General features: G+C 72.1%; 17 protein-coding genes. 12 read left to right on the forward strand and 5 right to left on the reverse strand.

What is annotated here, in order from left to right:
- Positions 1–511: 511 nt before the first annotated feature.
- Positions 512–1,669 (reverse strand): thiolase family protein, encoded by a 1,158-nt coding sequence (locus K6T25_RS08000; protein WP_222913023.1) that lies wholly within the window; start codon positions 1,667–1,669, stop codon positions 512–514.
- A gap of 148 nt (positions 1,670–1,817) precedes the next feature.
- Between K6T25_RS08000 and K6T25_RS08005 the strand changes: the two genes are divergently transcribed.
- From K6T25_RS08005 to K6T25_RS08020, 4 genes are all read left to right on the forward strand, one after another.
- Positions 1,818–3,197, forward strand: a complete 1,380-nt coding sequence (locus tag K6T25_RS08005) for an ATP-binding protein (RefSeq protein WP_222913025.1) — start codon at positions 1,818–1,820, stop codon at positions 3,195–3,197.
- Positions 3,198–3,205: 8 nt separating this feature from the next.
- Positions 3,206–4,030: an MBL fold metallo-hydrolase gene (locus tag K6T25_RS08010; protein ID WP_222913027.1), complete on the forward strand. Its 825-nt coding sequence runs from the start codon at positions 3,206–3,208 to the stop codon at positions 4,028–4,030.
- Positions 4,031–4,108: 78 nt separating this feature from the next.
- On the forward strand, positions 4,109–5,491 hold the full coding sequence (locus tag K6T25_RS08015) for a PQQ-dependent sugar dehydrogenase (RefSeq protein WP_222913030.1): 1,383 nt from the start codon (positions 4,109–4,111) through the stop codon (positions 5,489–5,491).
- Positions 5,488–6,942 (forward strand): aryl-sulfate sulfotransferase, encoded by a 1,455-nt coding sequence (locus tag K6T25_RS08020; protein WP_222913031.1) that lies wholly within the window; start codon positions 5,488–5,490, stop codon positions 6,940–6,942. Before K6T25_RS08015 ends, K6T25_RS08020 begins: the two co-directional genes overlap by 4 nt.
- 180 nt (positions 6,943–7,122) lie before the next feature.
- On the opposite strand, the gene K6T25_RS08025 is transcribed toward K6T25_RS08020, so the two are convergent.
- On the reverse strand, positions 7,123–8,088 hold the full coding sequence (locus K6T25_RS08025) for a DUF5787 family protein (RefSeq protein WP_222913033.1): 966 nt from the start codon (positions 8,086–8,088) through the stop codon (positions 7,123–7,125).
- Positions 8,089–8,224: 136 nt separating this feature from the next.
- Between K6T25_RS08025 and K6T25_RS08030 the strand changes: the two genes are divergently transcribed.
- The 4 genes from K6T25_RS08030 (at position 8,225) to K6T25_RS08045 (ending at position 12,450) form a co-directional block, all read left to right on the forward strand.
- Positions 8,225–8,992 (forward strand): DUF6517 family protein, encoded by a 768-nt coding sequence (locus K6T25_RS08030; protein WP_222913035.1) that lies wholly within the window; start codon positions 8,225–8,227, stop codon positions 8,990–8,992.
- Between the two features lie 91 nt (positions 8,993–9,083).
- Positions 9,084–10,310 carry a threonine synthase gene (locus K6T25_RS08035; protein ID WP_222913038.1) on the forward strand — a complete coding sequence of 409 codons (1,227 nt, stop codon included), beginning with the start codon at positions 9,084–9,086 and terminating at the stop codon, positions 10,308–10,310.
- Positions 10,311–10,664: 354 nt separating this feature from the next.
- Positions 10,665–11,420 carry a coenzyme F420-0:L-glutamate ligase gene (locus K6T25_RS08040; protein WP_222913040.1) on the forward strand — a complete coding sequence of 252 codons (756 nt, stop codon included), beginning with the start codon at positions 10,665–10,667 and terminating at the stop codon, positions 11,418–11,420.
- Between the two features lie 43 nt (positions 11,421–11,463).
- The gene (locus tag K6T25_RS08045; RefSeq protein ID WP_222917948.1) at positions 11,464–12,450 is read left to right on the forward strand and encodes a 5,10-methylenetetrahydromethanopterin reductase; all 987 of its coding nucleotides are present in this window, start codon (positions 11,464–11,466) and stop codon (positions 12,448–12,450) included.
- A 38-nt stretch (positions 12,451–12,488) separates the two neighbouring features.
- Here the strand turns inward: K6T25_RS08045 and K6T25_RS08050 are convergent, their stop codons facing one another.
- Positions 12,489–12,728: a DUF8024 family protein gene (locus tag K6T25_RS08050; RefSeq protein WP_222913041.1), complete on the reverse strand. Its 240-nt coding sequence runs from the start codon at positions 12,726–12,728 to the stop codon at positions 12,489–12,491.
- A 119-nt stretch (positions 12,729–12,847) separates the two neighbouring features.
- Here K6T25_RS08050 and K6T25_RS08055 point away from each other — a divergent pair, with 119 nt between their 5' ends.
- Entirely contained in the window at positions 12,848–13,114 is a 267-nt protein-coding gene (locus K6T25_RS08055) for a DUF7573 domain-containing protein (protein WP_222913043.1), read from the forward strand.
- A gap of 10 nt (positions 13,115–13,124) precedes the next feature.
- Here K6T25_RS08055 and mutL read toward each other — a convergent pair whose 3' ends face one another.
- Together mutL and mutS are read right to left on the reverse strand one after the other, a co-directional pair.
- On the reverse strand, positions 13,125–14,813 hold the full coding sequence (gene mutL / locus K6T25_RS08060; RefSeq protein WP_225917709.1) for a DNA mismatch repair endonuclease MutL: 1,689 nt from the start codon (positions 14,811–14,813) through the stop codon (positions 13,125–13,127).
- Entirely contained in the window at positions 14,810–17,671 is a 2,862-nt protein-coding gene (gene mutS, locus K6T25_RS08065) for a DNA mismatch repair protein MutS (RefSeq protein WP_222913045.1), read from the reverse strand. Before mutS ends, mutL begins: the two co-directional genes overlap by 4 nt.
- A 293-nt stretch (positions 17,672–17,964) precedes the next feature.
- On the opposite strand from mutS, the gene K6T25_RS08070 reads away from it, so the two are divergent.
- Genes K6T25_RS08070 through K6T25_RS08080 form a run of 3 tightly spaced genes read left to right on the forward strand, consistent with a single transcriptional unit; the run spans position 17,965 to position 22,459 of the window.
- On the forward strand, positions 17,965–18,984 hold the full coding sequence (locus K6T25_RS08070; RefSeq protein ID WP_222913048.1) for an AAA family ATPase: 1,020 nt from the start codon (positions 17,965–17,967) through the stop codon (positions 18,982–18,984).
- A gap of 2 nt (positions 18,985–18,986) precedes the next feature.
- Positions 18,987–20,108 (forward strand): DUF58 domain-containing protein, encoded by a 1,122-nt coding sequence (locus tag K6T25_RS08075; protein WP_222913049.1) that lies wholly within the window; start codon positions 18,987–18,989, stop codon positions 20,106–20,108.
- Positions 20,105–22,459, forward strand: a complete 2,355-nt coding sequence (locus tag K6T25_RS08080; protein ID WP_225917711.1) for a transglutaminase TgpA family protein — start codon at positions 20,105–20,107, stop codon at positions 22,457–22,459. Before K6T25_RS08075 ends, K6T25_RS08080 begins: the two co-directional genes overlap by 4 nt.
- Positions 22,460–22,529: the final 70 nt, after the last annotated feature.

The following is a 22,529-nucleotide window of genomic DNA, read 5'->3' on the forward strand; positions in this document are numbered from 1 at the left end:
TTCCGCCTAAACCGTGTCGGGTCCGTGTGATGGATTGGCTGTGCCCGTGGTGGGTACTTCTGTCGGCGAGGCGGTCGGGACAGCGACGGTCGGGCCACAGTTCCCGAAAGCCCCCGGCCCCTTTCAGTCCCACCCGAGGCTCGGACGGGACCAGCGTCGAGCCTGTTTTCCCGGTGTGTGCGATACCGCTGTCGCGGTGGCGCGCGTCGGCGGGCCTCCGTGCCCGCCGACCGCGCGAGGGGCGAGCGAAGGAGCGAAGCGACTGAGCGAGACGGTTGGGGAGGGCGAGGTCTTGGGTGGACTGAAAGGGGCCGCTTCTCTCGGCGATGGCGCGGAGCGGTGAGCACCGCAGCGTGAGCGGAACAGAGTGGAGCGAACGCGAGGAGCGCGCCGCCCGCACCGAGTCGAGAGAAGCGGGGGCTTTCTGGGACTGTTTCCAACGGACTCTCTCACGGGTCAGACAGCTATCCCCGGGCAGCCGTCCGGATAAAACAGCAGATCGAATCGCGACCTATCGACTGAACTCGATCGCCGCGCCCTGCCCGAAGCCGACACACAGCGACGCCAGCCCGCGGTCCACGTCGCGCTTGATCATCTCGTGGATCAGCGTCACCGGCAGGCGCGCGCCGGAGGCCCCCAGCGGGTGCCCCAGCGCGATCGCGCCGCCGTTGACGTTGAACTTGTCCTCGTCGACGCCCAACTCGCGACGCGAGTACTCACACTGGGAGGCGAACGCCTCGTTCACCTCGACGAGCCCGTAGTCGTCGATATCGCTCTCGGCGCGCTCCAGCAGGCCCCGCGTGGCCGGGACCGGGCCGATACCCATCACGGTCGGGTCGACGCCGGCGACGTTGTTCGTGCCGACCTCCGCGAGCACCTCCAGTCCGTGCTCGTCGGCGAACTCCTTCGAGCAGACCAGCGTCGCCGCCGCCCCGTCGGTGAGCTGCGAGGAGTTGCCCGCGGTGACGCTGCCGTCGCCGGTGAACGCCGGCGGAAGCTCCGCGAGCGCCTCCGCGGACGTGTCCGGGCGGATCCCCTCGTCCTCGTCGACGACGCCGTCTTCGCGTTGCGTCTCCGACGCAACGCCCGTCTCGACCGGGACGATCTCGTCGTCGAAGCGGCCGGTCTCGGTCGCCTCCGCGGCGCGGTGGTGCGAGCGCGCGGCGAACTCGTCTTGTGCCTCGCGGGACACCTCGTACTCCTCGGCGACCTTCTCGGCGGTCATCCCCATCTGGAGCTGGAAGACGTTGTACTGCTCCGACAGCTCGGGATGGAGGTGCTGGTAGGAGTCACCGTCCATCGGCACCCGGCTCATGTTCTCGACGCCGCCGGCGATGATGCAGTCGCGGTTGCCCGCGGCGACGGCGTCCGACGCGGAGATGATCGCCTGCATCGAGGAGGCACACCAGCGGTTGATGCTCGTCGCGGGCGTCCCCTCGCCCAGTTCCGAGAGGAGCGCGATGACGCGGGCGACGTTGTTGTCCTGCTCGCCGCGCTGCTGGGCGACTCCCCACATGAGGTCGTCCACGTCGTCGGCCCCGAGGTCGTGTTCCTCGAGGATGTGGTCGATGAGCGTGACGGAGAGGTCCTCGCTGCGCGTGTCCGCGAAGACGCCGTCCTGCTTCCCGAACGGGGTCCGACATGCGGCCGCGATGACGGGTGTTGCCATGGTACTGACTCGGCGGTCCTGCCTGATAAATCCGGGAGAACCGATCGGACGTGGTCGGCGGTTGTTCCCGTCCCGTGTGTGCGTTCCTCAATGCGGCGCGTCCGGCCCTTCGACGGGCTTAACAGCCTCCGCGGGCAAGCCATTGGGGATGAGTGACCCGGCAGAGGACGTGGTCGAGCTTCTCGTGACCGTCCACCGCTACAACGAGGACCGCGACCTCGACGCCGACGATTTACCGCCGCGGTACCGCCGCGTCTTCTGGAGCGAGTCGTCGGAGGACGAGGAGAGACCGGGCGGCGTGGACCGCCCGCTCCACGTGACCGAATCGACCGCAAAGACCGCAACCGGAGTCGAACGCCCGTGGGAAGCGATCTCGGATCTGCTGTTCACGCAGCGCAAGGAGTTCTCCGGGGAGGTGTCGCTGTCGCAACCCGAGATGGCCGTCGAGTGGCTCCTCGACCGCGTCGACGACGACGACCTCCTGAGCAACCCCGTGCTCGCGGCGATCGCCGAGGATCCCGAGGTCGACCACGACGCCGACTTCTCCGTTTCCCACGAGGAGGCGCGCGGGGAGAACCGCCCCGTCCGCGCCGACCGCGTGTGGATCGACGCCCTCCTCGGGGAGTACTTCGACGAGGAGGAGGACGCCGAGATGCTCGATCTCGTCACGGTGAAGGCGCCCGAGGAGATCGAGATGACGCTGCACGACCTGGTGCTCACGACCGACCAGGAGGGCGAGATCCGCAAGCTGATGAAGGCGATCGAGCACCGCCAGTACCTCGCGGACATCGGCCTGCGCGAGATCGGCAAGCTCCTGTTCGTCGGCCCGCCCGGCACCGGGAAGACGACCGCCGCCCGCGCGCTGGCACACGAGCTGGGCCTCCCGTTCGTCGAGGTGAAGCTGTCGATGGTGACGAGCCAGTACCTCGGCGAGACCGCAAAGAACGTCGAGAAGACGTTCGAGGTCGCCAAGCGGCTCGCGCCGTGTATCCTGTTCATCGACGAGTTCGACTCCGTCGCCAAGACGCGCAAGTCGGACGAACACGCCGCGCTCAAGCGCGCCGTCAACACGCTGCTCAAGAGCATCGACGAGGTGTCGCTGGTGCGCGACGAAGTGCTGCTCATCTCGGCGACGAACCACCCCGACCAGCTCGACGCCGCCGCCTGGCGCCGCTTCGACGAGATCGTCAACTTCCCCAAGCCGGACCGGCAGATGCGCTCGGACATCCTCCGGGTCATCACCCGGCAGATGGAGATCGCCAAGTTCGACCCCGACGAGGTCGCCGATCGCACGGAGGGGCTCACCGGGAGCGACCTTCGGCTCGTGCTCCGGGAGGCCGTCCTCGAGGCGCTTACCGACGACCGCATGGAGATCACCCAGGAGGACATCATGGACGCCGTCCAGGACTTCGAGGAGCGCGACAACCTCAAGAACATGGACATGATCGACGGCGAGGGCGCGGAGGTCGTCGGCGACGGCGGCGACGGGCACGATCACGACCACGATCACTCCGACCACGAGCACTGACCCGCCGGATGCGCGTCACCCTCCTCGGCACGGGCGACACCACCGGCACGCCCACCGTCGGCTGCGACTGCGACACCTGCGAGGAGGCCCGCGACCGCGGGATCGAGCGCTCGCGCTTCTCGGTGCACGTCGAAAACGAGCGTACCGGCGAGTCGCTGCTGATCGACTGCTCGCCGGACTTCCGCCAGCAGTTTCTCACCCACGACGTTGCGCTGCCGGACGCCGCGATCGTCTCGCACATCCACTTCGACCACCTCGACGGCCTCGGCAACGCCTACCGGCTGTTCGACGACCTTCCGGTGTACGCCGCCGACGAGGTCGACCCCCTCACCGGCGAGTCGGTCGCCGACACGATCCGCTCGAAGTACGACTACCTCGACCGGGTTACCGTGGAGGACGTCACGCCGTTCGAGCCGGTCCGCGTGTGCGGCCTCGACGTGACGCTCGTTCCGGTCGACCACCCGCCGCTCGTCTGCTACGGACTCGTCGTCGAGGACCCCGAGACGGGCGCGACGCTGTCGCTGTCGGGCGACACGAGCTACGACGTGCCCGCCGACTCGCGGGCGGCGCTGGCGGATCCGGACCTCCTGCTCGCGGACGGCATCGTCCCGGCGGCGTTCTGTGAGTACCACCCGATGGGCGGGAAAGACGAGGGCCCCGACGGCACGCCGTACACCTTCGGGACGAAGCACATGACTCGCGAGGGGGCGCTGGCGCTGGCCGAGGAGCTCGACGCCGCCGAGACGCGGCTGGTCCACCTCGCACACTACTACCCGCCCGAGGAGGCGTTCGTCGAGCCGCTGGCGGTCGACGGCGAGACGTACGACCTGTGAGCCGCCGGGGCCGCGGCCGTCCCCGTGGACACGAAAAATACCCGAAGACACTTGCGGACGTGTTCGCTTCCCACGGACATGACGAACACTTGGTCCCGCCGTCGGGCCCTCGCGGCCGCCGGTGCGGCGCTGCTGGCCGGCTGTAGCGGCTCGCCTCCCTCCGACGGTTCGCCCGGCGGCGACGCCACCGACGATCCGACCGACGGAACGACGAGCGGCACCCCGACACCGGAGCCGACGCCCGTCCCCGACCCCGACGCGTCGTTCACGCCCGAGGAGTGGAGCGCCCCGGCCGACGCGCCGACCAGCGAGGTGGAACGGACGGTCCTCGTCGAGAACCTGGAGGTCCCGTGGGACGTCTCGGTCGCATCCAACGGCGACCTGTTCGTCACCGAGCGTGTCGGCCGCGTCAGCCGCGTCGCCGGCGGCGACCTCGACACGGTGTTCGCCCCCGAGGACGCGATCGACGCCGGCTCGATCGCCGCCGAGCCGCAGGAACAGCAGTGGTGGGTCAAGGGCGGTGAAGGCGGCACCCTCGGGGTCGCGGTCCACCCCGACTACCCGGACGTGGAGGTGCTGTACGTCTACTACACCGCGGGCGTCGGCGACGACGAGCGGGTGAACCGCGTCTCGCGGTTCGACCTCTCGGCCGACGACCCCGCCGCGACCGAGCGCCTCGTCGTCGGCGACATGGCCGCGAACAACTACCACAACGGCGGCCGGATCGCGTTCGGTCCCCGGGGGTACCTGTGGATCACTACCGGCGACGCCGGCGAGGAGGCGATGGCGGCCGACCCCGGGGAACTCCCCGGGTCGGTGCTGCGCGTCACCGTCAACGGCGAGCCCGCGCCCGACAACCCAGACATCCCGGGCGGCGACCCGCGGGTGTTCACGTACGGTCACCGCAACCCGCAGGGGCTCGTCTGGCTCCCCGACGGCACGCCCGTCGCCACCGAGCACGGCCCCGCCGGCCGCGACGAGGTCAACCGGCTGGTTCCCGGCGGAAACTACGGCTGGCCGGACGTTCGGAACGCCGACGAGTACCGCGGGCTGTCCGAGGACAGCGACGTTCGCCGCCCGCTGGCCAACACCGGCGGGAGCACGTGGGCGCCGACCGGCGCGCTGTGGTACACCGGTGATGCCGTCTCCTCCTGGCGCAACCGGCTGATCATCGGCGGGTTGGGCAGCCAGCAGCTGATCGTCGTCACGCTGTCGCCCCCGGAGGCGGAGGTGCCTCCCCTGGGCGAGCGGGGGCGACGATTCGACGCCGACTGGCTCGACGACGCGTTCACCGCCACCGCCCACCCGATGTTGACGGACGAACTCGGCCGGATCCGCCACGTCGAGCAGGGCGTCGACGGCGAGCTGTACGCGATCACGTCGAACCGCGACGGGCGATCCAGCGAGCAGTTCCCCAAGGAGAACCACGACGTGCTCGTGAAGTTGGAGGCGAGCGAATGAACCGCCGCCGAACCGGCGGGCTCGCGCTCCTCGCGGCGCTCGTCCTCGTGATCGCGGGCGTCGCACCCGTCGTCGGGGCGGCGGCCGCCGGCGGTGCGACCGACGGCGCCGACGCCGTCGGCGAATCCGCCGCACCCGCAGCCCAGTCGGACGGCCTCAACCCCTGCGTCGGCACGATCGACGAGGAGCGCCGTCCGGAGACGACGACGCTCGTGTCGATCCAGGGCGCCCGCGCCGGCGACAAGACCGCCGCGATGCTGGTCGGCTTCGCGCCGAACGGCTCGGTCCACGGCGTCCACAACGACACCGCCGACGGGCGCTGGTGGTCCTACGACGTGGACCCGCTCCCGAACGGCGAGCTGCTGATGGCGACGACCGAGCCCGGCATCTCCGTGATCGAGCGGATCGATCCCGCGACCGGCGAGACCACCGACGTGACCCGCCTCGAGAACGTCGAGGACGCCCACGACGTCGACTACCTCGGCGACGGCGAGTTCGTCACCGTCGACAAGGGCGACGAGCGCAACCGCGTGGTGATATTCGACGACTCCGGCGAGATCGTCTGGCAGTGGCGCTTCGGCAACCACACCGACCGCTTCCCCGAGAACGGCGGGGGTCCGTACGGAAAGGACTGGACCCACGTCAACGACGTGGACCCCATCGGCGACGACACGCTGCTGGTCTCCGTCCGCAACTTCGACCAGGTGATCGCCATCGACCGCGACACCAAGGAGGTGAAGTGGACGCTCGGGGAGGACGACGACTACGACATCCTGAACGAGCAGCACAACCCCGACTTCATCGAGGGCGAGGACGGCCGCACGACCGTCATCGTGTCCGACTCCGAGAACGACCGCGTCGTCGAGTACAGCCGGACCGACGGCGGCGAGTGGGAGCGCACGTGGTCGCTCTCGGGCGGCGGCCTCCACGAGCCGCGCGACGCAGACCGACTCCCCAACGGCAACACGCTCGTCACCGACCGCCGCGGCCACCGCGTGCTGGAGGTCACTCCCCGCGGCGAGGTCGTCTGGGAGGTGTACACCCCGTGGCAGCCGTACGACGCCGAGCGCGTCGGCACCGACCCCGGCTCCGAGGGCCCGACGATGCGACAGGTCGGCGCCGAGGGCGACCGGACGATGACCGGCGGCACGGTCTTCGACACCGAGGAGATCGAGTCGTGTTACGCGCACCTCACCGGCGTCGAACGCGACCGGCTCGTCCCCGAGGACGAGCTGTGGGGCGACGGCGGCGAGCTGGGCGATGACGCGACGGCGACGCCCGGCGACGGCGGCGGTTCGGACACCGCCGACGGCGACGCGGACGACGGCACCGACCGCCAGTGGACGACCGTTCCCGACGAGTCGATCGTCGAGACGCCCGGGTTCGGCGTCGGCGCGGCGCTGACGGCGCTGGCGGCGGCGCTCGCGTTCGTGGCGGTTCGGCGGCGCTGACCCCGACCGCTGCGATCGTGTGACTGTAGGATTAAATGCACCGCATCACTCGTTGTTCGTGACGCAGGCTGCCAGTTCTGGTCCCAACCTCGCTGCAACCCCGCGCTGATGACTTCTCGAGCGCGATCGGACGTGGTACTCCGATCTTCACAGTCTTCGCCCGCGACGCGTCGCGGGCGGCTACCCGAACCGGTCCAGCCCGGTCTGTCGCCGAACTACTCCCGGCGGGTCACGGACCCACGGCGTGCGCTCGGCGCGGAGCGCGTCTCTCTCTTCGGCCGTCGCGGCCGCGTCGTCCGCCTCCCACCCGGAACACGATTCCCTGCAGTCGCTCGCGGGGTCGACGACGCGGTCGAAGTGCGCGCAGCGCGGCCGTCCGTCGTCGGTCGCCTCGCAGTTCCCGCAGCCGGGGAACTCGTAGGTTCGCCAGCCCTTCCCGTAGGCTCGCTCGGCGATCCGGCGACGCTTTCGGGCTTTCTCGTCGGCGCTTACGAGCGCCACGTCGGTCCGGCCGGGGTGCTCGGCGAGCAGCTCCACACCGGGGCCGTCGGTGTCGAGGGGCGTCGCCTCGCGAACCACCTCGCGGTCGCCGGCGTCGGGGTGGAAGCGCCAGACGCCGACCGCCTCGGGGATCCGGTTCAGGTGTGCGCCGGTGACGTGGCTCTCGGTCGCGAGCACGACGCGGTCGAACAGCGCGAGGCTCGTGTCGACCCGGAGCTGACGCTGGAGGTCGCCCGGTCGACCGAGGTCGGGCTTGTTCTCGATGGCCACGAGTTCGTCGACCCAGTCGTCGGGGTAGCGCGTCGCCTTGCGGACGTAGCGCGTGCCGCCGCGACGCTCCTCGCTGAAGAAGCCGCAGTCGACGGCGGCGTCGGCGATCCCGCGGGCGCGGTCGGGATGAGCGTCGATCGCCTCGGCGACGGGGACCGCCTCCCCGACGCCGGCCGTCGACTCGACCGCAACCGGCGGGATCGCCCGGTCGGTGATGCGGGCGCGGTCGTCGAACGCCGGCCCGGGAACGAGCCCGACGACGTCGACGACGCGGCTGCCCGGCGCCGCGACGGCGCCGCCGAGCTGGCGCGCGAGCACCCAGTCGGTCGCGCGCTCGAGATGGGCACACAGCGCCAACTCGAAGGCGAACTCCATACCGGGGCGCGGGACCGAACGGGCAAAAGCGCTCGCACGCGCCACGGGCGCCGCGCTTCGAGGGCCCGAACGCGCCGCTATCGGGGGTGATACGCGCGACGACGGGCTTTTCAGTCGGACGGTCGCTTCGCTGTCCATGGACAGACGAGGATTCCTCGCGGGGGCGGCGGCCGCCGGTATCGCGGGGGTGGCGGGCTGCGGGACCGCGTCGGGAACGGTTCGCCCGCCGCGGGTTCCCGAGAACCGGCTCGAAGAGGGGGGATGGGAGCGAACGCGCGCGGACACCGAGGAGGTGCTCTCGCGGACGGTCGCCGGCGTCGACGTGACCGCGACGGCGGTCACCCGCGTGTACGACGACGCGGCGCTTCGCGCCGCAGTCTCCAAGAAGACGCTCGGGGCGCTCGACGCGCCGCTCTCGAACGTCTTCGCCAGCCGGATCGCCTTCTCGCCGAACCTCGCCGACATCCCGCTGGAGTCGGCGCGGGAGGAACTCGCCGAGCGCGCGGGCGAGGTCGCCCGCGGCCAGTTCGAGTCGCAGCTCTCGTCGGCGGGGCTCACGGACATCTCGGCCACCGACGCCGGAACGCTCACCGTCGAGACGGGCGAGGCGGCCTCGCTCACCGAGTACAGCGCCGCCTTCGCGTTCGACGAGCTGTCGTTCGACGTGCGTGGCGAGACGATCACCATCGAGGAAGGCAGCGTCGCCGTCGAGGGACTGCTCGCGTCGTGGATCCACGACGGCGGCCTCCTGATCGCCGGCGGGGCGTACCCCGCGGAGAACTTCGCTCGGACCGTCGATCGGGACCTCTCGGAGGCGATCACCGTCACGGTCGACGTGGATCTGGGTCTCACGCCCGACGCGTACCGCGAGGAGGTCCGCGGGATCGTGCGGCGTGTCGAGTAAGATCGAACCCCCTGGTCCGCTCACGACCTGGAGTCACCCGCGGACCGCCGGATGCACAAGCGGTTAGTCGCGCCCCGCCGAGTCGGCGCGTGTGCGAACCACCGACGCCTTCGTCGCGTTGCGCTGTATCGACTGCGACGCCCGCCACGACCCGAGCGAGGTGACCCACCGCTGCCCCGACTGCGGCGGCATCACCGACCCCGAGTACGACCTCGACACAGTCGATCTCTCTCGCGAGGACCTCGAGTCGCGCCCCTTCGACTCGCTGTGGCGCTACGAGGAACTGCTCCCGTTCCCGAGGGGGGCGGCCGTCTCGATGGGGGAGGGAGCGACGCCGCTGGTCGAGTGCCCGACGCTGGCCGAGCGGATGGGCGTCGGCGCCGTCTACGTCAAAGACGAGGGACGGAACCCGACGGGGACGTTCAAGGACCGTGGCCAGACGGGCGCCGTCACCGCCGCCGTCGAACACGGCGCCGAGTCGATCGCGCTCAACAGCGCCGGCAACGCAGGGCAGGCCGCCAGCGCCTACGCTGCCCGGGCGGGACTCGACTCGCACGTGTTCCTCCCGGACCGCGCCGGCTTCACGCAGAAGGCGATGACTGAGGTCCACGGCGGCGACCTCCGGATCGCGAAGGGGGAGATCACCGACGCCGGCGCCGAGTACGCCGCGGCGATGGAGCCCGGCGCCGAGGGCGACGAGGCCGGCTGGTACTCGACGAAGACGTTCGTGACGCCGTACCGCCACGACGTGAAGAAGACGATGGGATACGAGACGATCGAGCAACTGGACTGGGACGTGCCCGACGCGATCGTCTACCCGACCGGCGGCGGCGTCGGCCTGATCGGAATGCACAAAGCCGCCCTCGAACTCCGCGAGCTTGGCTTCACCGACGAGTTGCCGGGGATGTACGCCGCGCAGGCGGAAGGCTGTGCGCCGGTCGTCCGCGCGTGGGACGACGGCGCCGAGGCGCACGAGGCGTGGACGGACATCACCACGGCGTGTAACGGCATCGCCGTCCCGGACCCGGGCGCGTCGCCGTGGATCCTCGACGCGATCGAGGAGTCGGGCGGCGGGGCCGTCGCTACTGGCGACGCGGCGATCCTCGACGCGGCGATCGAGGTCGCACAGGCGGAGGGGATCGAGGTCGGCGCGACGTGTGCCGCCGCGGTGTCGGGGGCGTTCGAGCTCGCCGAGCGCGGCGATCTCGGCGCCGACGACACGGTTGTGCTCCTCAACACCGGCGCGGGCAACAAGGACGTGGACACCCTGCGGAGCCACCTCGGGGCGCGGGAAGAGGCGGCGCAAGTGACCGAGTAGCGACCGACGGCGGAATCGCTGCGAGCGTTTTTGTACGGGGACGGAAGCACTCCTCCTCGATGTAACGCCGCGATCGGTCCCATACGTGTCAGCCACACAGCCCCGGCTCACGGGTCGGTATCGGGCGGCTCGGGTGAATCCCTCGTCACACGGGGCTCGGTGGGGGTAACCCTCGTCACGGCCGCCCGGTCGAGTGTATCCGGTCGGCGCGTATCACTCCTTCCCATCGTCGTCGCCGCGTCGTTCGTCGCCGACGCGTCGCGGGCGCGAGTGTCGGCCACGTTCGCCGACGCGAACACCGGACACGTGTACCCCCACCGGCGCGCTTTTGCGGGGGACGGCCGCAGGTATCGTATGGAGCTATTCGCCGTCCCCGATCTCCCCGAGATCCGGGAGGGGGACGACCTCGCGGCGCTGATCCGCGACCGGGTCGATCTCCGCCCGGACGACGTGGTCTGCGTCGCCTCGACGGTCGTCTCGAAGGCCGAGGGCCGCGCGTTCGACCTCGACGACTTCCCCGCCGGCCCGCGAGCGCGGGAGGTCGCCGCTCGACTGGAGGAGATCAGCGGCGAGGAGAAGGACCCGCGCTTCGCGCAGGCCGTCCTCGAGGAATCGACCGAGGTGATCATGGAGGCGCCGTTCCTGCTCACCGAGTCCCGGTTCGGGCACGTCGGCGTCAACGCCGGGATCGACCGCTCGAACGTCCCCGAGCACGACCTCCTCCTCCTGCCGACGCGACCGTCCGATTCCGCCGAGCGCATCAGCGAGGGGCTGCCCGCCGACCGCGTGCTCGTCACCGACACCTGCGGCCGGCCGTTCCGCCACGGCCAGCGCGGCGTCGCCGTCGGCTGGGCCGGCATGGCGCCGGCTCGCGACTGGCGCGGCGAGTCGGACAGGGACGGCCGCGAGCTCGGCGTGACCGTCGAGAGCGTCGCCGACGAACTCGCCGCCGCCGCGAACCTCGTCGCCGGCGAGGGCGACGGCGGAACGCCGGCGGTCGTCGTCCGCGACTTCGAGTGGGGCGACCACGGGGACAGCGACGCGCACTTCCGCGACGTGGACGGCGACCTGATCCGGCAGGCGATCCGGGGGTGGGAGTTCGATGAGTAGCCCGACCGACGCCGACGGCGAGCCGGCGGACGCGACGGCGCCGATGCTCGGCATCGAACTCGCGCCTGAGCACCCGGTCGACCGGATGGTCGAGCTGGGGACGCTCGCGGAGGAGTCGGGCTTCGATTCGCTGTTCGTCTCTCACCACTACAACAACCGCGACGCGTTCTCGGTGCTCTCGCGGCTCGCCGCCGCGACCGACGACGCCCGCCTCGGCCCCGGCGTCGTCAATCCGCTGGAGTTCCACCCGGCGACGCTCGCCTCGAAGGTGGCGACGCTCGACGAAGCCAGCGGCGGCCGCGCCGTCTTCGGCGTCGGCCCCGGCGACCCCTCGACGCTGCGCAACCTCGGGCTCGGCGACGGGCGGGGCCTCCGTCCGGTGCTGGAGGCGTTCAAGACCGCACGGAAGCTGTGGGCCGGCGAGCGCGTCGACGGCGCGTCCACCTTCGACGCCGACGACGCCGGACTGAACTACACACCACCGCAGGGCGCCGACATCCCGGTGTACGTCGGCGGCGAGGGGCCGCACATGTGCCGGATGGCGGGCAAACACGCCGACGGCCTGCTGTTCAACGGCTCACACCCCGACGACCTCGCGTGGGCGCGCGAGCAGGTCGAGCAGGGGAAATCCGACCGACCGGACTCGCGCGGCGAGTTCGACCTCGCGGCGTACGCCGCCGTCAGCGTCGCCGCCGACCCGAACGAGGCGCGGGAGGCCGCCCGGCCCCCGGTGGCGTTCATCGCCGCCGGCGCGGCCCCGCCGGTGCTTGAGCGCCACGGGATCGACGTGGACCTGGCCGGCGATATCGGCGACCACATCGCAGCCGGCGACTTTTCGGAGGCGTTCGACCTGGTCACGCCCGCGATGGTCGACGCGTTCTGCATGGCCGGCGACGCCGCGGCGGTCGCCGACCGGATGGCGGCGGTGCTGGAGCACGCCGACTCGCTGGTCGTCGGCTCGCCGCTGGGCCCGGATCTCGACGCGGCGATCGAGCTGGCGGCCGAGGCGGCCGCTCGGGCGACGGAGTAGAACGGCGGAGAAGTTCTCTTGGTCTTCGAGCGGCCGGTTCAGCGCTGGCCGCGGACGCGCTGGCTCTTCGCCGGGAGGTTGCCGATGCCGAACTCGTAGCCGAGCGCGCCGAGCGCGAGGTAGCCCAGCGCCAGCGACGCCCCGCCGACGAACGTGGCGCCGAACAGGAACGAGACGAACGACAGCGGGTCCCGAAGCGCCACGTCCGTCACGAAGATGACGATCAGGTCGATGACGCTGGTGACCAGCCGAGCGACGAAGTCGATGACGGTTACCATGCTCGGCGCTCGGTCCCGCGGGGACTTGAGCGTTGATGTGTCGGCGCCGCGCCCACGGGACGGACGCGTCGCGACCGGCCCGCGCCGGAGTTATGCTCCGGGCGCCGCTCGGTCGAACCGTGTCCGAAGACCGATCGCTGGAGGAGTTCGCCGGCGCCGACGAGGATGCCGACGTCGACGCGGACGCCACGAACACCGACGCCACCGCGGACGCCGACGACGAGGGAGGCTCGCCCGAGGGCGACCACCTCGACGCCGTCGACCCCGCGGAGCCGACGTACGATCACTCGCCCGACGGCGCGCCCTGCGCCGCCTGCGGCGAACGGGTGACGCGCCGCTGGCGCGACGACGGCGACTACGTCTGCGACGACTGCAAGGTGTGGTGAGACGCGGGGTTCACCGCGAGCCGTGGCGCTCGAACCCCTCCGCAAGCGTCGACGCCGCCACCGACAGCACCGTCGGCCGACCGTGCGGGCAGGCGTACGGCTGCTCGCACTCGCCGAGTCGCTCGACGAGCCGAGTCGCCGTCTCGCGGTCGAGCGCGTCGCCGGCCTTCAGCGAGGGGTGACAGGCCAGATCCGCGAGCAACTCCTCCCGGAGGGAATCGGCGCCGCCGCGGCCGCCAGACTCCCGGAGGTCGGCCGCGACCCCCCGAAGCGCGTCCGCGTCGGCGACGCGCCCCAGCGGCGCCGGCACCGCCGTCACGCGGTAGGTCGTCCCGCCGAACGGGTCGACCGAGAAGCCGAGCGTCGACAGTTCCCCGCGGTTCTCCTCGACGGCGGCGGCCGTCGGCGGGTCGAGCGTCACCGTCTCCGCCGGGTCCAACTCGGCCGACGGCACCGCTTCCTCGGCCAGCGCCGCCCGCAGGCGCTCGAAGTTGACGCGCTCGTGGGCGGCGTGTTGGTCGACGACGAGCAGGTCGTCGCCGGACTCGCAGACGACGTACAGGTCGCGGAGGACCCCGAGTACGGTCGCGTCGGCGAAGTCCGACTCGGCCGCCTCGACGGGGGCGAGCGAGGTGTCCAGGTCCATCGCCACCTCCCCCGACCGCCGGAGGTCGGCGGTCGTCAGCGCCTCCCGGACCCCGGCCTCGACGGCGTCGACGACGGCGTCGCCGCCGCGGATCGCGACGCGCTCTTTCGCGGGGTGGACGTTCGGGTCGACCGCCCACGCGGGGAGGTCGAGGTGGACGACGGCGACGGGCTCCCGGGCGCTCGGGAGCAGGCTCCCGTATCCGCGGGCGACGGCCCGCCGGATATCGTCGTCGCGGACGGGCCGTCCGTTCACGGCGACGTGGACGTGATCCCGCGTCGAGCGCGTCGTGGAGGGGTAACAGAGCCGCCCCTCGACCGCGAGGTCCGCAGCGCGGTCGGCGAGGTCGATCCCGGCACGGTGCGTGACCGCCGTGGACTCGCCGCCGGTCTCCCGGCCGTACAGCGCGACGAGCGCGTCGCGGAGCCCGGTGCCGGGGGTGGACGCCGTCTCCCGGTCGTCGTGTTCGAGCGAGAACGCCACGTCGGGCCGGGCGAGCGCGTACGAGGTGAGCAGCTCTGTGACCCGGCCGAACTCCCGCGCGGGGGACGCCAGCGACTCCCGGCGCGCGGGCCGGTCGCCGAACAGGTCGGTCACGACGACCGTGGTGCCGCGGGCGCGGCCGGCATCTTCGACCGCCTTTTCGCTCCCCGTCACTGCCACTCGTGTTCCGACGGCTGAGCCGTCGTTCGTCACCAGCTCCAGTCGCCCGGCGTCCGCGACGGCCGCGAGCGCCTCGCCGCGGAAGCCGAGCGTCGTCGCCCCCCGGAGGTCGTCGGCCGCCCGGATCTTGCTCGTCGTGTGGGGGTCGACCGCGCGGACGGCGTCTTCCCGGCCCATTCCGCGCCCGTCGTCGGCGACGCGGATCCGGTCGGTGCCGTCGCCGTCGACCGCCACCTCGATCCGCTCGGCGTCGGCGTCGAGCGCGTTCTCCACGAGTTCGGCGACGACGCGGGCCGGCCGGGTGATCACCTCGCCGGCGGCGATGCGCTCGACGGTCGCCTCGGACAGTTCGCGGACGGCGGGAGCGTCGATCTCGGCGTCGCGGCTCACGATCGCTCACCGCCGGCGCCGGTGTCGCCGTGGTCGGTGCCATCGTCGTTGCCGTCATCGCCCGCCTCCTCGGCGCGCCGCTGGAGCTCGTGAAGTCGGTTCAGCGCCTCCAGCGGCGTCGTCTCAGCGAGGGGGAGGTCGCGGAGATCCGCGAGGAGATCGGCGATCTCGGGGTCGGCGCGAGGCGATCCGGACGCGGTCGGTCGCGACGACGTATCGTGCCCGTTCGTCGCGACCTCGTCGAGCGTGCGCTGGGGGGTCGCGTCGGCGGGATCGGAGTCGGCGGTCGACCCTTCCCCGTCACGCTCGGCGGCGACGAGGTCGTGCGCGCGGGCGACGACCGATTCCGGGACACCCGCCAACGCCGCGACCTCGACGCCGTACGACGAGGAGGCGGCGCCCTCGCGGACTCGATGGAGGAACGTGATATCCCCGTCGCGCTCGGTCGCCGCGAAGTGGCGGTTGACGACGCGGTCGTACTCGTCGGCGAGATCGGTGAGTCCGTGATAGTGGGTCGCGAACAGGGTCGTCGCGCCCGTCTCGTCGTGGAGGAACTCGACGGCGGCGCGGGCGATGGCCCGACCGTCCGTCGTCGAGGTGCCCCGTCCTACCTCGTCGAGCAGGACCAGCGAGTCGCCCGTCGCGTCGTGGAGCACGTCGGTCAGCTCGCGCATCTCGCGCATGAACGTCGACTCGCCGCCGGCGATGTCGTCGCTGGCGCCGACGCGGGTGAACACCCGGTCGACCACCGGAAGCCGGGCCGCGTCGGCGGGGACGAACGACCCCGCCTGCGCGAGCACGACCGCGAGCGCGACCTGACGCATGTACGTCGACTTCCCGCTCATGTTCGGTCCGGTGATCAGCGCGACGGTCCCCCGCGGGAGGTCGGCGTCGTTGGGCACGAACTCCTCCGCGGTCTCCTCGACGACGGGGTGACGGGAGCGATCGAGAGAGATGCCGTCGGCGCTCATCTCGGGCCGGACGTAGTCGCGCTCGACGGCGGCGGTCGCGAGCGCCGCCAGCGCGTCCACACGAGCCATCGCGTCCGCGAGCGCGCCGATCCGGTCGGACTCGCCGTGCTCACGGCTCGCGTCGCTCGCCGTTCGCTTCGAGGGCTCACTCCGTTCACCCTCGTCCTCGGCGATCCGATCGCGGAGGTCGGCGAACAGCTCGTACTCCATGGCGTCCGCGCGCTCCTCGGCGCCGAGGATCTCGTCCTCGCGACGCTTCAGTTCGGGCGTGTAGAAGCGCTCGGAGTTCTTCAGCGTCTGACGCCGGGTGTAGTCGTCGGGCACCTTGTCGAGCTGTCCGTTCGTCACCTCGATGTAGTAGCCGTGGACCTGCGTGTACCCCACTTCCAGGTTGTCGATCCCGGTGCGTTCGCGCTCGCGTTCCTCCAGGTTCGCGATCCACTCGCGTCCCTCGCGGGCGGTCGACCGGGTCTCGTCGAGTTCGTCGTCGTAGCCCGCGCGGATCACCCCGCCCTCGGTGATCTCCTGTGGCGGCTCCTCGACGACGGCGGCGTCGATCAGCTCGCGGAGGTCGTCGAGCGGATCGAGATCGGCGCGCACCCCGGCCAGCGCCTCTACGCCCGCGATCGCGTCGCGGATCCCCGGCACCGCCGCGAGCGTGTCGTGGAGCGAGCGGAGGTCGCGGGCGTTCGCGCGGCCCCGGGAGATGCGGCCGGCGAGCCGTTCGAGGTCGTACGCCGCCGAGAGCGCCTCGCGCACGTCCTCGCGGACGAGCGTGCGCTCGGCGAACGCCGCGACCGCGTCGTGTCGCGCCTCGATGGCCTCGCGGTCGACGAGCGGCCGCCGGAGCCACGCGCGTAGGCGTCGCCGCCCCAGCGCCGAGCGCGTCTCGTCGAGCGTGTCGAACAGCGTCCGTCCGGACCCGACGTGGTTCTCGAACAGCTCAAGCCCCCTGAGCGCGGTCGCGTCCAGCCGCAGCGAGCGCCGGGGGTCGTACCGTCGGACGCGGCGGACGTACCCCAGCGGCCCGTCGTCACCCTGGGTATACTCGGCGTACGACAACAGTGCGCCGCAGGCGACGCGCTCGGCCGCGCCGAAGCGGTCGGGGTCGGCGTAGCGGTCGAGCACGGCGCGGGCGGCGTCGACCTCGAACGTCTCCGGGTCGCGCTCGGTGCGCATGCAGTCGGCGCTGTCGACGACGGCGGGGTCGACCCCGGGGCCGCACAGCAGCTCGGCGGGACCGATCCGTGCGAGTTCCTCCTCGACCGCGGCGGCGTCGCCGGCGGTGACGGCGCACTCGCCGGTCGACACGTCGACGTGGGCGACGCCGTACGTGGCGTTCGTGTCGTCCTCACTGGTCGCGTCGCTCGCGGCCCCCTCCGATCGCCGCTCGCCGTCCCGGTCTCGCCGTGCTCGATCGCGCTCGCTCCCCGTTCGGTTCGAGGCCTCGGTCCCTTCGCTCGCTACGCAGGCGACGTAGGTGTTCGACCCCTCCGCGAGCAGCTCCTCCTCGACGACGGTGCCGGGGGTGAGCACCTGCGTGACCGCGCGATCGACGAGCCCGGACGCCTCCTCCGGGTCCTCGACTTGGTCGGCGACGGCGACGCGGTACTCGGCGTCGAGCAGCCGCTTCAGGTACTTCGGGGCGTTGTCGACGGGGATGCCACAGGCGGTGTAGGTACCGGTGGAGTCCTCGCGCTCGATCCGGGTGAGCTCGCAGATCCGGGCGACCTCGTCGGCGGCCTCGCAGAACGCCTTGTAGAAGTCGCCGACGCGGAAGAGGACGATCGCGTCGTCGTACCGCTCGGCGACCCCGACGTACTGCGCGAGCATCGGCGTCAGCTCCTCCCGGCGGTCGAGCATCGTCGCCGGCGCTCCCGTGACCATGTGCTTGGCTGTGAGAGGGGCGGGCGAGCGGCGAAAGGGTTTCGCACCGGCTCGGTCCGCTCGGCGTCGCCGGTGTCCGTCTCGGTCGCTCCACCCGAAGCGATCGGGGTCGCTCCGATCGGCTCGTCACCTCTCCGTTCTGGTCCGGAGCGCTCGGGATCGCCCGGCGTCGCCCTGGCGTGACATACGTCCGCATGCGGCAGAGTTAGGTCAGTCCGGCCCTTGACGTGGTCTGTGAACGGCACCCAGACAGCCCGCATCCGGGTGTACTCTTCCGCCGGGGTGTGCGCCGCGTGAGCGACGCAGAGGCGGAACCCGAGACCGAGCCGGATGTCGACGAGGAGGCGGACCCCACCGCCGCGGAACGGGACGGCTCGGCCGGAGCCGCCCCGCTTCCCGTGTCGGAGGCGGCGGACCTCGTCGACCGCGTCGCCGACAACGTCTCCCGGGTCATCGTCGGCAACGACGCCGCGATCGAGCACATCCTCGTGACCGTCCTCGCTCGGGGCCACCTCCTGTTGGAGGACGTGCCCGGCGTCGGCAAGACGATGCTCGCGCGATCGCTTGCGACCTCGGTCGACTGCGAGTTCAAGCGCGTCCAGTTCACGCCCGACCTCCTCCCGTCGGACGTGACCGGGATCAACGTGTACAACCAGAAACGCGGCGAGTTCGAGTTCCGTCCCGGGCCGGTGTTCGCGAACATCGTCCTCGGCGACGAGATCAATCGCGCGCCGCCGAAGACGCAGTCGGCGCTGCTGGAGGCGATGGAGGAGCGACAGGTGACCGTCGACGGCGTCACCCGCGAGCTCCCGGACCCCTTCACCGTCATCGCGACGCAAAACGACGTGGAGCCCGGGCGCACCTACGAGCTCCCGCTGGCGGAGGTCGACCGCTTCATGAAGAAGCTCCGGCTGGGCTACCCGGACCGGACCGACGAGACGGAGATGCTGGGCCGCACGGCCGGCGAGCATCCGATCGAGTCGCTGGAGTCGGTGGCGACGACCGGGGAGCTGCGTCGCGCCCGCGCGACCGTCGGCGAGGTCGGTGTCTCCGAGCCGGTCCGCGAGTACGTCACCGATCTGGCGACGTACACCCGCGAGCACGCCCAACTCGGCGTGAGTCCCCGCGGCAGCATCGCGCTCGTGCGCGCCGCCCAGGCTCGCGCGGTCATCGACGGCCGCGACTACGTCGTCCCCGACGACGTGCAGACGGAGGCTCGGTCGGTGTTCGCCCACCGCGTCCGCCCCCGGACCGGCAGCGAGTCCGGCCTCGACGTGGTCGAGGACGCCCTCTCGTCGGTGGCCGTCGAGTAATTATGCGGCTCACCCGACGCGGGAGGGTCGTCGTCGCGGTCGCCGTCATCGCCGTCGTCTCCGGGCTCGCGTTCGGTCCGCGCTCGCTCAACGCCGTCGTCGTCCCCGCGATCGTCGCGTTGAGCGCCGCATACCTCCAACTGCGCTGGGTCGAGCCGCCGGCGGTCGCGCGCGACGTGCCGCCGGACGACCACGTCGGACGGACGTACCCCGTCCGGCTGTTCTTCGGCGACCGCGACGGCCCCCGCCCGAGCGCCGGGGCGGGGATGGACCGCCCGTTCGCCGGCGTCGTCCGCGAGCGCGTCGCCGACGGGGTCCGACTCGCCGGCACGGACGGCGGCGACGCCGACGGCGGGCTCGCCGTCTTCGAGACGGTCGTCGGCGCGGTTCCGGTCGAGTACGAGGTGACCTACGAGTCGCGCGGTCGCCACCGGTTCGGCCCGGCGGACGTGACCGCCCGCGACGCGCTCGGACTCGCGGAGACCGACCTGTCGACGACGGCGACGAGCGAGGTGCTCGTCTACCCCACGGTCCACGCCATCGCCGGCTGGGCCCGCCGCGACCTGCGCGCGCTCCACGAGACGGGCGTCCACGAGGAGCGCCGCGAGTTCGACCGGCTCCGCGAGTACGCCCGCGGCGACTCGCTGCGGGACGTCCACTGGAAGTCGACCGCCAAGCGGGAGGACCTCATCGTGAAGGAGTTCTCCGCGGAGGCGGAGACGGAGGCGGTCTCGGTCGCGGCCGGCGCCGCCGCGGCGCCCGGCGCCGCCGACGGGATGGCCGAGGCGACCGCGAGCCTCGCGCTCGCGCTCGTCGAGGACGGCGTTCCGGTCGACGTGTCGCTCCCGGACGGAACCCTCACGGTCACGGGCGAGCGCGGCAGTCAGGTCCGCCTGCTCGAACGGCTCGCGGTGATCGGTCCCGGCCGCGTCGCCGACGCGGACGCCGACGTGACGGTGTACGGCGAGGCGGACGGCGTGCGCGTCTCCGTGGCCGGGGAGGACCACGAGTTCGCGGACTTCCGCTCGGACCGACCCGCGACATACGGCGTCTCGCGGCCCGACCCGCGGACTGGCTCCGAGCGCGGAACCGGCTCCACAGCGGACGGGGAGGTGGCCGCGTGAGTACCCCCGTCGGCGACCGCTTCGGCGGCATGGGATCGGGAGGCTCCGGAGACGCCGACGACGCCGCGAACGCCCACCGCCGGAGCGGCGACGCGGGCGGAGGCGACTCCGGCCGCTACTCGGTCGCCGCGGCGGTTCGCTCCCCCGCCGCGCTGGGCGTGGGTCTCGCCGCCGCGTCGTTCCTCGCGGTGTTCTACCACGTCGTCGACGTGGTCGGCGGCGCGACGTTCCTTCTCATGGAGGTGGCGGTCGTCGTGGCGGCGGCGGCGTGGCTCGGGGGCTTCCTCCGCGAGCGGACCGCCGTCGGCCTCGCCGCCGCCGGGTTCGCGCTCGCGCTGATCGGCTACTTCCTGTCGGTGCCGCCGTCGGCGCGCGCGCTGTTCACCGTCGGCCGCGTCGCCGCCGACGTGCTCGCGCTGCTCACGGGGCTGTCGGTGCTGCGGCTGCTCAACGCCGGCGCGTGGGCGCTGTTCCTCGTTCCGGTGCCGACGTTCCTGTCGACGTATCTCCTCGTCCGCAGACGCCACGCCGCCGCGGGAACCGTCGCCGCGGCCACGACGGGCTTTTTCGTCCTCACCGGCGACGCGAGCGCCGGCGTCGGCCTCGCGGCCGCGGTCGGACTCACGCTCGCGGTCGGCTTCTCGCAGCTGGCCGCGGCCGGACGAGCGGGCGTGCTCGCACAGTGGGACACGATCGCGGTGGTCGTCGCCGCGATGGTCGTCGTCACCTCCGTCGTCAGCGTCGTCCCCGGGAGCGCGTCGAACCCTGTGCTCCCCGGCGGCGACTCGCCGACCGTCGAGTCGAGCCTGGTCGCGAACACCGACTCCGTCGGCGTCCTCGGGAGCATCCGTCTGTCTCCCGAGGTTCGATTCACCGTTCAGGCCGACGAGTCCGCGTACTGGCGCGTCGGCTCGTACGACCGCTACACCGGCGGCAGGTGGGTCAGAACGGGCGATACCACCCCCTACGCGTCCGGGTCGCTCGGCGAGCCGCCCGGCGAGAGCGAGCGGCTGGTCCAGCGGGTGACCGCCCGCGGGAAACTCGACGCGCTGCCGGCGGCCTGGAAGCCGGTCGAGCTCCGCGGCCGCGCGGCCGACACCGCGCAGGTGACCGACCACGACGGGCTCAAGCCGGGCACGACGCTGCTGGAGAACGACACCTACACGGTCGTCAGCCAACGGCCGACCGCGACGACCGGGCAGCTCCGGCGTGCGGGGACCGACTACCCGTCGTCGGTCTCGGCGCGGTACACCCAACTCCCCGAGAGCACGCCCGACCGCGTCGGCGAGCGCACCGCCGAGGTGCTCGAGCAGGCCGACGCGTCGAACCCCTACGAGGCGGCGGCCGCCGTCGAGCGGTACCTCGAACGGACGAAGGAGTACTCGCTCGACGTGCCGAGTCCGCAGGGGAACACCGCCGACAGCTTCCTGTTCGAGATGGACGCGGGCTACTGCGTCTACTACGCGACGACGATGGTCGCGATGTTGCGCACGCAGGGGGTGCCTGCGCGGTTCGTCACCGGCTACACGTCCGGCCAGCAGGTCAGCGAGGACACGTACGTCGTCCGCGGGCTCGACTCGCACGCGTGGGTCGAGGTGTACTTCCCCGGCCACGGCTGGGTCCAGTTCGACCCGACCCCGTCGGGACCGCGCGAGAGCGCAGAGCAGGCGAGCGTCGAGACGGCCCGCGAGGAGGGAGCCGAGAACGTCGACGCCGCGGGCTCCGAGAACGGGAGCTACGAGACGCCGACCGCGACGCCCGGCTCCGGATCCACGGCGTCGGCCGGGTCGACGCCCGATATCGGCGCGGTCAACCCCGGGGTCGACGAGTTCGGCAACGCCACGGTCGCCACCGCCGCCGGCGGGCTCACCGCGGACGCGACGCCGGCCGGGAGCGGGTCCGGCGCCGGCGATGACGGCGACGGCGACGGCGACTGGACACCCACCGGCGAGGACGTGGCCGTCGGGGCCGCCGCGCTGGTCGGGCTCGTCGCCGGCGCGCGCCGTCTCGGGCTGACGGGGCGAGTCCGACGGACGGTCTGGCTGCTCCATCAGTCGAGCACGGACCCGAACACGGACGCCGAGCGGGCGTTCCGACGACTGGAGTATCTCGCGTCGATCGTCTACCGGCCACGCCGGCCGGGGGAGACGCCGCGCCAGTACGTTGAGGCGATCTCCCGCGACCGGTTCGGCGATCGCGTCCGCGCCGTCGCCGACGCGTACGAGCGCGCCCGCTACGGCAACGGTGTCGACGAGGCGGAGGCCCGACGGGCCGTCGAGACGGTCGACGACCTGATCCGCCAGCACGCGCCCGTCCTGCGGCGGCTGGGCGGCGCCGGCGCACCGAGATAACCGGTTCGGCCACGTCCCATCGCTCGATTCTCCTCGACCGCGCGCCCGTGGCATCCCGATCCGAATCCGA

This window comes from Halobaculum rubrum (assembly GCF_019880225.1).
Lineage (GTDB): Archaea > Halobacteriota > Halobacteria > Halobacteriales > Haloferacaceae > Halobaculum > Halobaculum rubrum.